Annotated in this window: 14 protein-coding genes; 6 read left to right on the top strand and 8 right to left on the bottom strand. The window is 58.5% G+C overall.

Annotation, left to right across the window (positions count from 1 at the left end; all coding sequences use genetic code 11):
• Positions 1-36 precede the first annotated feature (36 nt).
• A complete protein-coding gene (locus EDC38_RS06520; protein ID WP_123637803.1) occupies positions 37-1,692 on the bottom strand; it encodes a diguanylate cyclase in 1,656 nt (551 codons plus the stop codon).
• Positions 1,685-2,074 (bottom strand): response regulator, encoded by a 390-nt coding sequence (locus EDC38_RS06515; RefSeq protein WP_123637802.1) that lies wholly within the window; start codon positions 2,072-2,074, stop codon positions 1,685-1,687. The genes EDC38_RS06520 and EDC38_RS06515 overlap by 8 nt, the downstream gene beginning before the upstream one ends.
• A gap of 241 nt (positions 2,075-2,315) precedes the next feature.
• Here EDC38_RS06515 and EDC38_RS06510 point away from each other — a divergent pair, with 241 nt between their 5' ends.
• Both EDC38_RS06510 and EDC38_RS06505 read left to right on the top strand, forming a co-directional pair.
• Positions 2,316-2,651 (top strand): ArsR/SmtB family transcription factor, encoded by a 336-nt coding sequence (locus tag EDC38_RS06510; RefSeq protein WP_123637801.1) that lies wholly within the window; start codon positions 2,316-2,318, stop codon positions 2,649-2,651.
• Positions 2,652-2,671: 20 nt separating this feature from the next.
• A complete protein-coding gene (locus EDC38_RS06505) occupies positions 2,672-3,556 on the top strand; it encodes an MBL fold metallo-hydrolase (protein WP_123637800.1) in 885 nt (294 codons plus the stop codon).
• 111 nt (positions 3,557-3,667) lie between these two features.
• On the opposite strand, the gene lnt is transcribed toward EDC38_RS06505, so the two are convergent.
• From lnt to miaB, 5 genes are all read right to left on the bottom strand, one after another.
• Positions 3,668-5,176, bottom strand: a complete 1,509-nt coding sequence (lnt, locus tag EDC38_RS06500; protein WP_123637799.1) for an apolipoprotein N-acyltransferase — start codon at positions 5,174-5,176, stop codon at positions 3,668-3,670.
• A 4-nt stretch (positions 5,177-5,180) separates the two neighbouring features.
• The gene (locus EDC38_RS06495; RefSeq protein WP_024460706.1) at positions 5,181-6,080 is read right to left on the bottom strand and encodes a CorC family transporter; all 900 of its coding nucleotides are present in this window, start codon (positions 6,078-6,080) and stop codon (positions 5,181-5,183) included.
• On the bottom strand, positions 6,070-6,582 hold the full coding sequence (gene ybeY / locus EDC38_RS06490) for an rRNA maturation RNase YbeY (RefSeq protein ID WP_425462021.1): 513 nt from the start codon (positions 6,580-6,582) through the stop codon (positions 6,070-6,072). The genes EDC38_RS06495 and ybeY overlap by 11 nt, the downstream gene beginning before the upstream one ends.
• Before the next feature lies 1 nt (position 6,583).
• Complete coding sequence (locus EDC38_RS06485) at positions 6,584-7,633, bottom strand: PhoH family protein (protein WP_123637797.1); 1,050 nt, start codon at positions 7,631-7,633, stop codon at positions 6,584-6,586.
• Between the two features lie 560 nt (positions 7,634-8,193).
• Positions 8,194-9,570 (bottom strand): tRNA (N6-isopentenyl adenosine(37)-C2)-methylthiotransferase MiaB, encoded by a 1,377-nt coding sequence (miaB, locus tag EDC38_RS06480; RefSeq protein WP_123637796.1) that lies wholly within the window; start codon positions 9,568-9,570, stop codon positions 8,194-8,196.
• Between the two features lie 170 nt (positions 9,571-9,740).
• On the opposite strand from miaB, the gene EDC38_RS06475 reads away from it, so the two are divergent.
• Positions 9,741-10,076: a DUF1820 family protein gene (locus tag EDC38_RS06475; protein ID WP_024460702.1), complete on the top strand. Its 336-nt coding sequence runs from the start codon at positions 9,741-9,743 to the stop codon at positions 10,074-10,076.
• 35 nt (positions 10,077-10,111) lie between these two features.
• Here the strand turns inward: EDC38_RS06475 and EDC38_RS06470 are convergent, their stop codons facing one another.
• The gene (locus tag EDC38_RS06470) at positions 10,112-10,375 is read right to left on the bottom strand and encodes a hypothetical protein (protein ID WP_246004354.1); all 264 of its coding nucleotides are present in this window, start codon (positions 10,373-10,375) and stop codon (positions 10,112-10,114) included.
• A 112-nt stretch (positions 10,376-10,487) separates the two neighbouring features.
• Between EDC38_RS06470 and EDC38_RS06465 the strand changes: the two genes are divergently transcribed.
• The 3 genes from EDC38_RS06465 (at position 10,488) to EDC38_RS06455 (ending at position 13,684) form a co-directional block, all read left to right on the top strand.
• Positions 10,488-11,150, top strand: coding sequence for a 2OG-Fe(II) oxygenase (locus EDC38_RS06465; protein WP_246004353.1), 663 nt, complete (start codon positions 10,488-10,490; stop codon positions 11,148-11,150).
• A 121-nt stretch (positions 11,151-11,271) separates the two neighbouring features.
• Entirely contained in the window at positions 11,272-12,720 is a 1,449-nt protein-coding gene (locus EDC38_RS06460; protein ID WP_123637794.1) for a circularly permuted type 2 ATP-grasp protein, read from the top strand.
• A 1-nt stretch (position 12,721) separates the two neighbouring features.
• Complete coding sequence (locus EDC38_RS06455; protein ID WP_024460698.1) at positions 12,722-13,684, top strand: alpha-E domain-containing protein; 963 nt, start codon at positions 12,722-12,724, stop codon at positions 13,682-13,684.
• Position 13,685 lies beyond the last annotated feature (1 nt).

Here is a 13,685-nt window from a genome sequence, read left to right as displayed (position 1 = left end):
TGTTATGGCTCAATAACGAACTCGGGGAGTATGGGGTCAATCGGATAAGGCTAAACACACTTGATTTCGGCCGGAATGCTTTGCTTCGTATAGCGCTTGATCGGCCTTTTCAATCAGGGTGTCGGGCACCGCGTTCGGAAACTGGTGGCTATCGGCGACGCCTGCCGAGAGCGTGCAGTAAAACTGCTTGTTGTTGCCAAAAAACCGTATAGCTGCAAACGCCTCTCGGAGCTCATCCACTAATTGAACGGCTTTTTCAGCAATACACCCTGGCAGAATCAGGGCGAACTCTTCGCCCCCGTACCGACCCAGTCGGTCGGTGGCTCGGAAATGCTGACGCAAAAACGTTCCCACGGCACTGATGACCAAGTTTCCTACGGCATGGCCATATCGGTCATTTACCGCTTTAAAGTGATCGATGTCCAGCATCACGACGCTGAACGCTTTTGCGGTTCTCTTTGAGGACTGCCATTCCGCCTCAAGCGCTTCTTTAATGCTGGCGTGGGTCATAAGGCCGGTCAAGCCGTCTCGCGTCATCGCGTGTTTAAGCTCCCTCACGCGTCGGACCCGGCTTTGGCTCAGACTGATAAGCAGCTTTGGATCGACCGGCTTTTCCAAAAACGCATCGCCTCCAGTCATCAAGGCCTCAGTGCGCTTTTGTGGGCTCGACTCAGCGGATAAATAAACAATGGGCAGGTGAGCCCAGCGCTCAAACTGGGATAACACTGCCACCAATTCGACGCCGGATACGTGGGGAAGCGACAGGTCCATAAGAATCAGCTCTGGGTCGAACTCGCTGACGACTTGAAGCAGCTTTTCGGGCTCGCTGAGACAACTTACTTTCATGCCCGCTTGTTCAAGAATGTGCTGACAATATTTAGCGAGTGTGGCGTCATCCTCAATGATCAGAACCCGCTCGGGCTCACCGTCTTTCATTTTCAGTAGCCGAGCGGCATACGCCGCAAGCTGCGGAACGTCCAATGGCTTGGCAAAATAGCCTCGTGCACCACTGCGGACTGCTTGAAGTCTAGCGTGAAATGTATCTTCCGAACCGGTAAAAATGATTGGACAGTGAAAAGCGGCCAACAATGGCTTCCAGTAATCGGAGCCGACTGTCTCAGAGTCCTCAACAGTAGAAGCACGATGATCAACGATCAGCAGATCGGTCGAGGTGGTATCACACTGATTCAACGCAGCGGTATCACGCAGGTGCTTCACTTCAAAGCCAAAACTCTGCAGTTGCTGCCCCACATACTCTGCCAGCATGACGTCTCTCTCCAGCAGCCAGACATGGCGTTGACCGTCGGTGTCACTCGTTGATTGCGACTCCAGTCCCAGGGCGCTTTCACGGCGTTCATCCGCTCTCAGTGCCTTCTGAAGAAGCTCGGCCCAGTGGGTAGTGGACAGCCCTGAGGTCTGGCTTTCTTTTCCCTCAAGGTGGTCCGCGAGCCGTCGCTCCAAGGCTCTGGCCTGGTATCCCAACTGTGGGAAACCAAAGGTTCCAGCAGACCCGGCCAAGCGGTGCAGGGCGTGGTGTAGTGCCTGCATGGTATCGTTGTTTGGAGCGTTTCCTCTGGCAGTGCCCATTGCGCTCTCAATCTCGGCCAGTTCTCTTTCAAGGCGTTGACGATAAGCGGTTTTCAAAGAGTCCAGACGGGAGTTCAAAGCCTGGGTATCAAAGGAGTCAGCCATTAATTCGATCCCAAATCGCTCGGACATCATCGGCCAGTATCATGGGGTCGAAAGGCTTGCGCACGACATCGGTAACGCCCAGACGCCGGTAGCGATCGAGCTCCTCTGGGTGCACTTTGGCCGTCATGAACGCCACCGCGGTCTCGGAGCTGATGGATCCCTGACGGCGCAAGGCTTCCAGGGTCTCGGGGCCATCCATTTCAGGCATCATGACATCCAGAAGCAGCAGTTGTGGCTCAAAAGCATCGACGCTCGCCAGGGCTGCTTGCCCGGACTCGCAGACTAGGACATCAAGCCCCCCAACATCGCGTAGCGCCAGGGTAGCGATTTCACGAATATCCGGGTCGTCCTCGACATACATGACTTTCTCGAGTGGGGGCATGCATAAGTCTCAATTTGAAGGTTTATTGCTAAATTAGCAGACTCCGATGCAGTAATCCACCGATGACCAGGCCCTTGTTGGAGGCCCCGTCCCGACGGCTATACGCGAGTTTTTTGGGCCTGCAGACAAGTGAAGTTAGATCATATACCAATAAATTAGAATCTACTAAATTAGATATGTTGACAATTTCTCGATATTGCGTTCTTATGATGTCACTGTCAATAGAGAGGCGGAAACCCGAATGAACGCATTAACCGCGGGTCTGGAAGAAATGCAGGCCCACAGCCGCGACGCGGCCGACCTGCTCAAACAGATGAGTAATGAACACCGGTTGATGGTGCTGTGCACCCTGGGGGCCGGGGAGATGTCCGTGGGCGAGCTGAACGAGCACATTCCCCTCAGCCAGTCGGCCCTGTCCCAGCACCTGGCCAACCTGCGTCGGGCGGGCCTGGTGGCGACCCGCAAGGAATCCCAGACGGTGTATTACCGCCTGGCGGGGGACAAGGCCATGCGGGTGATTCGGGTGCTGCAGTCCATTTATTGCCCGGGGCTGATGCCTGAGCAGGCAGAGGCCTGAGTTTCAACATCGGAGGCCCCATGCCCAAACAACCTTTGGTTGAACCCTTTCTCGATCCGGACACCGAAACCTTCAGCTACGTGGTCTACGACCACGAAGGTGGCCACGCTGCGGTGATCGACCCGGTGCTGGATTACGACCCGAAGGCCGGCCAGACCAGCACCGAGGGCGCCCAGCGGCTGGTGGATTTCGTGCGCGAGAAACACCTGACGGTCGACTGGATCTTTGAAACCCACGCCCACGCGGATCACCTTTCCGCCGCGCCCTTTGTGCGCGAGCAGGTCGGTGGCGAGCTGGCCATTGGCGATCAGATCGTCCAGGTGCAGGAGATCTTCCGTAAGATCTTCAACTTCGAGAAAGAATTCCTGCCCGATGGCAGTCAGTTCGACAAACTGTTTGCCGAAGGGGAGACCTTCACTTTTGGCGAGCTGGAGGGGGAGGTGATCTACACCCCCGGCCACACCCCGGCGGATATGGCCTGGCGGATTGGCGATGCGATCTTTGTCGGCGACACCCTGTTTATGCCGGACCGGGGCACGGCCCGCTGTGACTTTCCGGGCGGTGATGCGCGCCGGATGTACCGCTCGGTGAAGAAGTTACTGGAGTTTCCGGATGAGTACCGGATGTTCATGTGCCACGATTACCCGGGCGAGGAGCGCGATCATCAGTGCGAAACCACCGTGGGTGCCCAACGCAAGGGCAATATCCATGTGGGTGAGGGTATCAGTGAAGAGGAATTCGTGACCCTGCGCGAGGAGCGTGATGCGACCCTGGGAATGCCGCGGTTGATTCTGCCATCGGTGCAGTTGAATGTCCGGGCGGGCCAGTTCCCGCCAGCGGAGGATAACGGCACCCGGTATTTCAAGATTCCGATCAATACGTTGAGTGGGTGTGGTAAGCCGTAGTTCGTTTTGTGGCGAAGGCGGAGTGACGTGGTATGCGTAGGGGCCGAGCGCAGCGATAGTGAGCGCGCATCCGCCGTAAATACATATCACCGAATCCGCCGTCACCCAAATTTAACGCCGCGGAAACGCTCGCAATAACACCAAAATCATTCCGCATAGGACAACCACCGGCCAACTCCCCCACCCCATAAACGGCGTCATGCCGGTTCGGGGTTGCACACTGCCCTCGAGATTCGTCTGCACAAACTGCTCGGCCCGCTTTTCAATCTGACCTTTATGACCCACAAAGGCGCTGACTCCATTATTGGTGGCCCGAATCATCGGCCGCCCGGTTTCCAATGCTCGCATACGGGCCATCTGCATATGCTGCAGCGGGCCGATGGAGTCGGCAAACCAGCCGTCATTACTGATGGTAAGCAGCACCTGCCGATCCCGCGCACTGCGGGCCACCAGGTCCGGGTACACGACTTCATAACAGACAGACGCGGAGATTCCCACATCGCCAATCTGCAATCCGCTTTGCTCCCAGGGGCCGCGGCTGATGATGGAGGTGGGCAGGTCAAAGAAGTCGATCAGCCCGCGCAACCAATCCTCCAGCGGCACGTATTCCCCAAAGGGCACGAGGCGGCGCTTGTGGTAGATCCCCAGCGCCGGGCCGAGCCCGACCACGCTGTTGTAGTACTCCCCTTTGCGTCGCTCATCGAAAATGATCCCGGTGATAAAGCCGGTCTCGGTCTCCTCCGCGCGCTCATTGAGCGTTTCGAGATAGGGCAGCATCTGGTGGTACACCCGGGGAATGGCCGCTTCTGGCCAGATCAGCCAGTCGTTGTCCCAGAGGTCTTCGCTCAGGCCATCGAGCCGCTTCAGAGTGGGCTCAAAAAATGTCGGGTCCCACTTACGGTCCTGGGGAATGTTGGGCTGGATCATACCGACGGTGACCGGCTCTCCCTGAGGCTGGGTCCATTCAATCTGGTTCAGCCCCCAACCGATGGGCCAAAGGCCAAACACCAGAAGAGTGGCGGCGATTTGAATGCGCGGGCGGGATGGGCGAAGGAGCCATTGGGCGATGATGCTGGCGGTCAACAACAGGATCAGGCTCAGCCCCAGCACCCCGGTTACCGGCGCCCAACCGGCCAACCAGGTATCCAGATGACCGTAGCCGAGGTACAGCCAGGGAAAGCCGGTCAGCAGCCAGCCGCGCAGCCACTCACCCAACAGGTAGAGCGCGGCGAAGGCGAGCAGGGGGCCAAGTGGGTGCTGGCTGAACCAGCGGCCATAGAGGTAAAACGGCAGGCTGAACACCAGGGCGACAAACAGCACAAACAGCCCGGTCATGACCGCCGCTAGTGGGGCCGAGGCATTGCCGAAGCTGTGGATGCTGATAAAAATCCAGGACACCCCAACCCCGTAGAGGCCGATGCCGAATCCCCAGGCGCGCCACCAGGCGGTGCGACCACTCTGTTGATCCAACAAAAGGGCGAACGCCACCAGGCCGAGTAGCGCCAGTGGCCAGAGGTCAAACGGTGCAAAGCTCAGTGGGACCAGCGCCCCGGAGGCCGCACACAACAGCCAGGCGGCCCAGCCCGGTAGGCGCGCCAGCGCCGCTCGCAGTTCGGTCATGGGGTTATTCGATCAGGGTCAGCCGCACCAGATGGATCTGGCGGTTGTCCGCGTACAGTACCCGGAACTGGAAGTTGTCGATGGTGGCGACTTCGTTGCGCTTGGGCAGGTGCCCGAACTCCTGCATCAGAATGCCGCCGATGGTGTCGAAGTCTTCTTCGCTCAGGCCGGCATCGAAGTAGTCGTTAAAGTCGTCGATGGGGGTCAGGGCCTTGACGATAAAGTCGGTATCGCTGACCCGCTTGATGAATTCGTCGCTGACCTCTTCGTCGGTTTCGTCTTCGATGTCGCCGACGATCTCCTCAAGAATGTCTTCAATGGTCAGCAACCCGGCGATACCGCCGTATTCATCGATGACCAGGGCCATGTGGTAGCGCTTTTCCCGGAATTCCCGCAGCAGGACGTTCACCCGCTTGCTTTCGGGAATGATGTTGGCCGGGCGCAGGATCGACTCCAGACTGAAGTCGGTGTTCTCTTCGAGCATCATGCGCAGCAGGTCTTTGGCCAGCAGGATGCCTTTGATGTCATCAAAGCTCTCGCCAATCACCGGGAAGCGGGAGTGGCCGGACTCGATGATTTTGGGCAGAAACTCTTTGGGGGTTTCGTCGATACGGATGGCGACAATCTGGGAGCGGGGAATCATCAGTTCCCGCGCCTGAAGGAGCGAGACGTCCAGGGCCCCCTCGATGATACTCAGTGCCTCCTGGTCGAGCAGTTTGTTGTTGGCGGCTTCTTTGATGATTTCCAGCAATTCCTCGCGGGACTGCGGCTCACCGTTGAAGGCCTGCATCAACTTGTGCAACCAGGACCGGTCGGCGCGTTCGGTCTTGTCCGATCGGTCGGTTTTATCGGCTTTATCGGAGTAGCGGGTCTGAAGGCTGCTACTCGGAGGGTCATCGTTCATGGGTTTGAATCTGTCCTGTTGGTTGGCTTTCGCCGGGTATCGGTGCCTCGTCGTAAGGCGCCGGGTAGTTTAACCGAGTGAGAATCCGGGTTTCCAGGCTTTCCATCTGGTCGGCTTCCTCCGGATCAATATGGTCATAACCTAGCAAATGCAAGGTCCCGTGCACAAGCATGTGAGCCCAGTGGGCCTCGGGGCTTTTGCCCTGTTCCTTTGCTTCCCTCGCCACCACCGGAGCACAGACCACGAGGTCGCCGAGCAGGGGCAGTTCCAGCTCCGCGGGCAGGTCGGCCGGAAAGGACAGGACGTTTGTCGGTTTGTCTTTGCCCCGATAGCGATGATTGAGGGCCTGGCTTTCGGCCTCGTCCACGATACATACGCTGACTTCGGCGTCGGGCCGGGGTGCACCCGCCTCAAGGGCGGCGCCAATCCAGCGTTCAATCAGCTCGGAAGAGGGGAGGCCGCCGTCCTCGGAGGCGACGGCGATATCGATGGTCAGGGGCACGTCAGTCGTCCGGGTTGCTCTCGTCGAAGGCGTCGTAGGCTTCCACGATGCGCTGCACCAGCGGGTGGCGCACCACGTCCTTGGCAGTAAAGTGGGTGAAGCTGATGCCATTGACGTTCGACAGCACCTCAATGGCGTGCCGCAGCCCAGATTTCTGGCCTTTGGGCAGGTCGATCTGGCTGGGGTCGCCGGTGATGACGGCGGTGGAGCCAAAGCCGATCCGGGTCAGGAACATTTTCATCTGTTCCCGGGTGGTGTTCTGGCTCTCGTCCAGAATCACAAAGGCGTTGCTCAGGGTCCGGCCGCGCATGTAGGCCAGGGGCGCTACTTCGATCACGTTGCGCTCGATCAGCTTGCCGACGGTTTCAAAGCCCAACATTTCGAACAGGGCGTCGTACAGCGGCCGCAGGTAGGGGTCCACCTTCTGGGCCAGGTCACCGGGGAGGAAGCCAAGCTTCTCGCCGGCTTCCACCGCCGGGCGTACCAGCAGAATCCGCTCGACTTCGTCCTTGAGCAGGGCCTCTACCGCGCAGGCAACCGCCAGGTAGGTTTTACCGGTACCGGCCGGCCCCGTGCCGAAGTTGATATCGTTGACCTGGATGGCTTTGACATAGCGCTGCTGATTGCCGCCCCGGGGCTTGATGGTGCACTTTTTGGTCCGAATCAGGGTCATGCCGCCGGAGGCCTGATCGCCACCGGTGCCGGATTCAGCGGCACCCTCGTCGGTCACGCGGTCGTTCAGTTGGTCCATAAGCTCCTCAATACCGGAGGTTTGCAGGGCAAGGTGAATTTCGTCGGGGGTGAGCTCCGCCGTGTTGGTTTCGCGGTAGAGGCTTTTGAGCAGTTCGGCGGCGGTCTCGGTGGTCTGGGCATCACCTGTCAGCGCGAACTGGTTGCCGCGGTTGCGAATCTGGATATTGAGGCGCTCTTCGATCTGGCGCAGGTGCTGGTCGAATTGACCACAGAGGCTGGCGAGACGGCGGTTGTCGTCGGGTTCCAGGGTCACCCGATGGGTGACAGCGTCGGGGCTGGTTACTGCGTGACTATTCAATGAGGTGTCGTTCTCCTGTTTATGGACTTACTTTAAGCCTAAACCATAAAAATGACGGCGAAAAGGCAAATCTTCGGCCGTTTGTTTCTTAGCCCGGGTGGTTTTGCGAACCCTGGGTTATAAGAGGCTCTTGTGGTTATCTGAGCGTCCGGTCCGGGAAGGGGAAGACCGTTCAAGACACGCCGTAAATACGTCCATGTAGGCTCGAATCGCGGGTCCCCCGCTCCACGGTCTTGAACGGTCTTCCCCTTCCCGGACCTCTGAAATAGCGTCTCGCTTGGGTAACGGCGGATGCGCTGCGCTTATCCGCCCTACACGAACTACCATGCTATGCGTAGGGCGGATAAGGGCGAAGCCCGCATCCGCCGTCACCCCTTGTCCGGTGAGCACCCCGTTGGGCGCGAATTTACCCCGGAGGGCACGGTGCCGGGTAACCTCTTCTCAAACCCTCGCTTCAGGGATGAAGCGAGGGAGCTACAGGGACGTATTCATCGCGTTTTGAGAAGAGGTTACCCGGTAGCGTGCCCGGACTCCCTACGGAGTCAATCTCTGACGCAGTATCAAGCCGCCCAATCCTGATCCAACTCGGAGCTCAACAAGGTCCCGCGCAGCGAATTCGGTAATGCTTCTTCGATCAGAATATCCGCAAACTTGCCGATCAACGCCGGGTCATCGCAGCGGAAATTTACCACCCGGTTGTTCTCCGTGCGCCCGGACAACTGACCTGGGTCCTTCTTGGAGTACCCGCTGACCAACACCCGCTCGGTATTGCCCACCATCTTGCGGCTGATGTCCTGGGCCTGCTGGGTGATACGGGTCTGCAGAATTTTCAGACGCTCTTTCTTCACTTCCATCGGCGTCTCGTCCGGCAGATCCGACGCCGGGGTGCCCGGGCGGGGGCTGTAGATGAAGCTGAAGGAGGTATCAAAGCCAATATCATGAATCAGTTTCATGGTGGCCTCGAAATCCGCGTCGGTTTCTCCCGGGAAGCCGATTATGAAGTCCGAGGAGAAGCTGATGTTCGGGCGGTTGGCCTTCAGGCGGCGCAGCTTGGACTTGTATTCCAGGGCCGTGTGGCCGCGTTTCATGGCCATCAGAATCCGGTCTGAACCGCTCTGTACCGGCAGGTGAATATGGCTGACCAGCTCCGGCACTTCGTTGTAGACATCAATCAGCGAGTCGCTGAATTCCACCGGGTGAGAGGTGGTGAAACGGATGCGGTCGATGCCGTCGATAGCGGCGACGTAGGTGATCAGCTCGGCCAGGTCGACCACGGTGCCATCGCTGTTTTCGCCCCGGTAGGCGTTGACGTTCTGGCCCAGCAGGTTGATTTCCCGCACGCCCTGACCGGCCAGGTGCACGATTTCGGCGAGCACATCGGTGACCGGACGGCTGACTTCCTCGCCCCGGGTGTAGGGCACCACGCAGAAGGTGCAGTACTTGGAGCAGCCTTCCATGATGGAGACAAAGGCACTGACCCCGTCGGACTCTGGCTGGGGCAGGTGGTCGAACTTCTCGATTTCCGGGAAGCTGATGTCCACCACAGCGCTGTCGCCACGCGGGGTCTCGATCATTTCCGGGAGGCGGTGCAGGGTCTGGGGGCCAAAAATCATGTCCACGAAGGGTGCCCGCTTGGAGATGGCTTCCCCTTCCTGGCTGGCCACACAGCCGCCCACGCCGATCTTGAGGTCCGGTTTGGCGTCTTTCAGTGACTTCCAGCGGCCCAGCTCGTGGAACAGCTTCTCCTGGGCCTTTTCCCGGATGGAGCAGGTGTTGATCAGGATCACGTCCGCTTCTTCCGGATTTTCCGTGGCCACCATCTGGTGCGATTCGCCCAGCAGGTCGCGCATGCGGGCGGAATCGTACTCGTTCATCTGACAGCCGTGGGTCTTGATGTAGAGCTTTTTCGGCGTCGGGGTGCTGTGCTCGGTGGTCATGGCAACAACCTGGTTAAAAAATGGTCAAATTCGAGGTCGCGCATTATAGCGATCTTGGGCCTGAAATCCCATAGATTGATCAAAATCTACCCAAAAATGGGTCTGTTCAGCACGGGATTTGTGCTATTCTTCGCGCCCTTTCGATTTGTCTGGAAAACCCGAGCAGTACTATGGCCGCAAAACCCGTCTACAAAGTCATTTTCGTCAATCAGGGCCAGGTCTATGAGGTCTTCGCCTGCGCCATTTATCAGAGCGAAATGTACGGCTTTATTGAAGTGGAAGAGTTCGTTTTCGGTGAGCGCAGCCAGTTGGTGGTCGACCCGTCGGAAGAGAAGCTCAAAAACGAATTCGCCGGGGTCAAGCGCTCCTATATTCCCATGCACGCCATCGTTCGTATCGATGAGGTGGAAAAGGAAGGCGCGGGCAAGATCAGTGAATTCAAGGGCGAGAAGGTCACCCAGTTCCCCTACAGCAATTTTGCCCCCAAGCCGGGCTCGGATAACTGAGTCCGGACGCCATCGCTGGCGGCTGATCTTTCTACCTACCGGCTGAAAAACCGGATCAGTCGCCCGATCAGCATCCGCAGGTGGGCCATCATGGCCCAGATGAAGCCCGCACCCCCCACCAGTAAGCTCGCCAATACCACAAGCTCCTGCTCGATCGATGGTTCGATCAGCGTATTCGCGATATACAGCCCAACCACGCCGAGAAAGAACAGCGAAACCCCCAACCGAAACTGGCGGAAGCCCTGCTCCAGAGAGCCGGTGTAGTGCGCCTTTAGGGCGGCGAGCCATGAGTGCTTCATAAAATTGCCGGGTTCGCGATTGAAAAGCGTGTATTCCGCGTTAATTTACGGTATATAGCCGTCTGACGGCGCCGGTCCCATGGCGCCCCGGAACGTAAAGGCAGGACCACGATTGAGCACCCAACCCCTACCGCCCCGGGGCCCCTCCGACGGCGACACGCTGGATTATATCGCCGAGCAACTGGAAACCCGAGGCTATGCGGTGATACCCGCCGCTGTCCCCCCGGCACTGGTGGATCGGCTGTTTATTGAACTCAAGCAGCTCGACAGTGCCGAGTTCAAACCGGCGGGTATCGGCCGTCAGGACGACTTTCAGGTTAACCGGTTTGTGCGCTCGGACCAAATCTGTTGGTTGCAGGGGCAAAGCGAGGGCGCCGGCGGTTTTCTCGATTGGATGGAGCAACTGCGCCAGGGGCTCAACCGCCGCCTGTTTCTCGGGCTGTTTGATTACGAAGCCCACTTCGCCAGCTACCCGCCCGGCGCCTTTTACAAGAAGCACCTGGATGCGTTCAAGGGGCAGTCCAACCGGGTGCTGTCCACGGTGTTTTATCTCAACCCTCAATGGCAACCGAGTGACGGCGGCGAGCTGGTGATTTACGCCGAAGATGGTGAGTCAGAGCTGGAGTGCGTCCGTCCCGAATACGGCAAGCTGGTGATTTTCCTCAGCGAAGTGTTCCCCCACGAAGTCCGTCCCGCCCAGCGTGAGCGCTATAGCATTGCGGGCTGGTTCCGGGTGAACAACAGCTCGGCGTTGGTTCCTGATCCGCCCAGATAGTGGCGTCTACCCCGCGCAGGGAAGCAGGAATCCCGCTTGGCCTTTGTGGATTGAGCTGCTATCGTCAATAATTCCGCGCTGTTGCAGCGCGAGCATCACTCACAGCAGTAGGGATCCGGCTATGCAGATTGACTGGCGCGAATACGCCTGTGGCGACTTCTACGACGAACTGATCAGCTCCCCCGGCAACCCGCGCAAAGCGGCCCGCCATCTGGCCAATTACCTTGCCTCTCTCAGCGGCGAGGAGCTTCAGGAGCGCAAGCTCTCCGCCGAGCTGGCGATCAAGACCATGGGGATCTCCTTCACCGTCTACAGCGACGCGGGCAATATTGACCGCGACTGGCCCTTTGACATCATTCCCCGGGTGATTTCCCAGCGCGAGTGGGAAAAAACCGAACGCGGCCTGATCCAACGCCTCAAGGCACTCAACTGCTTTATTGACGATGTCTACAACGAGCGCAAGATCATCAAGGACGGGGTTTTCCCGGAAGAGCTGCTGGCGGATTCCAAAAACTTCCGGCCGGAGTGCATTGGCATGAAGCCGGCGTTTGGGGTCTGGGCGCATATCTGCGGCACCGACCTGATTCGCGACGAGAAAGGGCAGTTTTACGTCCTGGAAGACAACCTGCGGGTTCCCTCGGGCGTGTCCTACATGCTGGAGAACCGCAAGGTCACCAAGCGGGTGCTGCCGGAGCTGTTTGAAAACCATACCATTCTGCCGGTGACCGAATACCCCAACCAACTGTTCGATACCCTGGCGGCGATTTCTCCGCGCCCCATGGAGTTTCCCGAAGTGGTGGTACTTACTCCGGGCATCTACAATTCCGCCTATTTTGAGCACTCCTATCTGGCTCAACAGATGGGTGTGGAGCTGGTGGAAGGCAGTGACCTGGTGGTAGAGGATGACATGGTGTACATGCGCACCATCAATGGCCTGGCCCGGGTGGATGTGATTTACCGGCGGATCGATGACCTGTTCCTCGACCCGGAGATGTTCAATCCCGATTCGGTGCTGGGTGTACCGGGGTTGATGCGCGCCTGGCTCAAGGGCAATGTCGCCTTGGCCAATGCCCCCGGCGCAGGGGTGGCGGATGACAAGCTGGTCTACACCTACGTGCCCAAGATGATCAAATACTACCTGGACGAAGACCCGATTCTGCCCAATGTGCCCAGTTATCTGTGCAACGACAAAAAGGATCGGGACTATGTGCTGGCCAACCTCGACAAACTGGTGGTCAAGCCGGCCAATGAGTCCGGCGGCTACGGTATGTTGATGGGGCCCCAGGCGAGCAAGAAAGAGCGGGAAGCCTTCGCCCAGAAGATCAAGGCCAATCCGCGCAACTATATGGCGCAGCCGTTGATGTCCCTGTCCACGTCGCCGGTGGTGACGCCGCGTAACGCCGAACCGCGACACATCGACTTGCGGCCGTTCATTCTTCAGGGGCGGGATCATCATGTCACCCCCGGTGGCCTGACCCGGGTGGCGATGACCAAGGGCTCCTTTGTGGTGAACTCCTCCCAGGGGGGTGGCAGTAAAGACACCTGGATCGTGGTTGAGGGGGATAAATAAGATGTTGTCACGAGTTGCAGAACGTATTTACTGGATGAGCCGATACATGGAGCGCAGCGAAAACGTGGCGCGCCTGGTCAATGTCAACTCTCACCTGCTGATGGATCTGCCCCGGGGTATCCGGGTGGGCTGGGGCTCACTGATCAAAATCAGTGGCACCGGCGATTACTTCAATCGGGGCGATACCGAGGAAGCCGATGAGCGCACGGTGGTGCGCTTCATGCTGTCGGATCGCGACAATCCGGCCTCGCTGCTCAACTCACTGAGCTGGGCGCGGGAGAATGCGCGTATCACCCGGGAAATCATTCCCATGGAAGCCTGGGAGCTGATCAACAACCTGTATCTCGAGGTGAAGGACAATCTGTCCAAGTCGGTGGCCCGGCGCGAGCGCAACCGCGTGCTGCATACGGTCATTGCCAGCATTCAGCAGTTCACCGGTCTGCTGGCGGGCTGTATGAGTCACAACAGCGCCTATGACTTCATCCGCATCGGACGCAATCTGGAACGGGCCGATATGACCACCCGCATTGTCGATGCCGGCTCGGCGAACCTGTTGCCCCACCTCAGCGGTGAGGAAGATGTACTGGAGCCCTACGACAATATTCTCTGGATGAGTGTGTTGCGCTCGCTCAGCGCCTATCAGATGTACAGCCAGCATGTGCAGGACCGGGTGAACGCGGAGGATGTGGTGACCTTTCTGTTGCAGGACGGTATGTTTCCGCGTTCAGTGTCCCACAGCCTGGGTGAGCTGGAATCCTGCCTGCACAAGTTGCCCAACAGTGATGAAGCCCTGCGGGCGGTGACCGGCGTGCGCCGTCGCCTGCGCAGTGCCAACATCCCCGAGCTGCTCGAATCCGGCCTTCAGGAGTACGTCGACAACGTGCAACTGGAAGTGGCGGATATTCACCGGCAGATTGCCAATACCTGGTTCCTGCCTGTCGCCCCTCAGGCCCAGAGCCAATAAC

This window comes from Marinimicrobium koreense, from assembly GCF_003762925.1.
Taxonomy (GTDB): Bacteria; Pseudomonadota; Gammaproteobacteria; order Pseudomonadales; family Cellvibrionaceae; genus Marinimicrobium; species Marinimicrobium koreense.
Note: the sequence above shows the minus strand (reverse complement) of the source record. Positions and strands in the feature narration are given on the sequence as shown.

Bases quoted from the DNA above. Each gene is read 5' to 3' on its own strand.
- EDC38_RS06520 (WP_123637803.1), bottom strand. From the start codon at position 1,692: ATGGCTGACTCCTTTGATACCCAGGCTTTGAACTCCCGTCTGGACTCT.
- EDC38_RS06515 (WP_123637802.1), bottom strand. From the start codon at position 2,074: ATGCCCCCACTCGAGAAAGTCATGTATGTCGAGGACGACCCGGATATT.
- EDC38_RS06510 (WP_123637801.1), top strand. From the start codon at position 2,316: ATGAACGCATTAACCGCGGGTCTGGAAGAAATGCAGGCCCACAGCCGC.
- EDC38_RS06505 (WP_123637800.1), top strand. From the start codon at position 2,672: ATGCCCAAACAACCTTTGGTTGAACCCTTTCTCGATCCGGACACCGAA.
- lnt (WP_123637799.1), bottom strand. From the start codon at position 5,176: ATGACCGAACTGCGAGCGGCGCTGGCGCGCCTACCGGGCTGGGCCGCC.
- EDC38_RS06495 (WP_024460706.1), bottom strand. From the start codon at position 6,080: ATGAACGATGACCCTCCGAGTAGCAGCCTTCAGACCCGCTACTCCGAT.
- miaB (WP_123637796.1), bottom strand. From the start codon at position 9,570: ATGACCACCGAGCACAGCACCCCGACGCCGAAAAAGCTCTACATCAAG.
- EDC38_RS06475 (WP_024460702.1), top strand. From the start codon at position 9,741: ATGGCCGCAAAACCCGTCTACAAAGTCATTTTCGTCAATCAGGGCCAG.
- EDC38_RS06470 (WP_246004354.1), bottom strand. From the start codon at position 10,375: ATGAAGCACTCATGGCTCGCCGCCCTAAAGGCGCACTACACCGGCTCT.
- EDC38_RS06460 (WP_123637794.1), top strand. From the start codon at position 11,272: ATGCAGATTGACTGGCGCGAATACGCCTGTGGCGACTTCTACGACGAA.
- EDC38_RS06455 (WP_024460698.1), top strand. From the start codon at position 12,722: ATGTTGTCACGAGTTGCAGAACGTATTTACTGGATGAGCCGATACATG.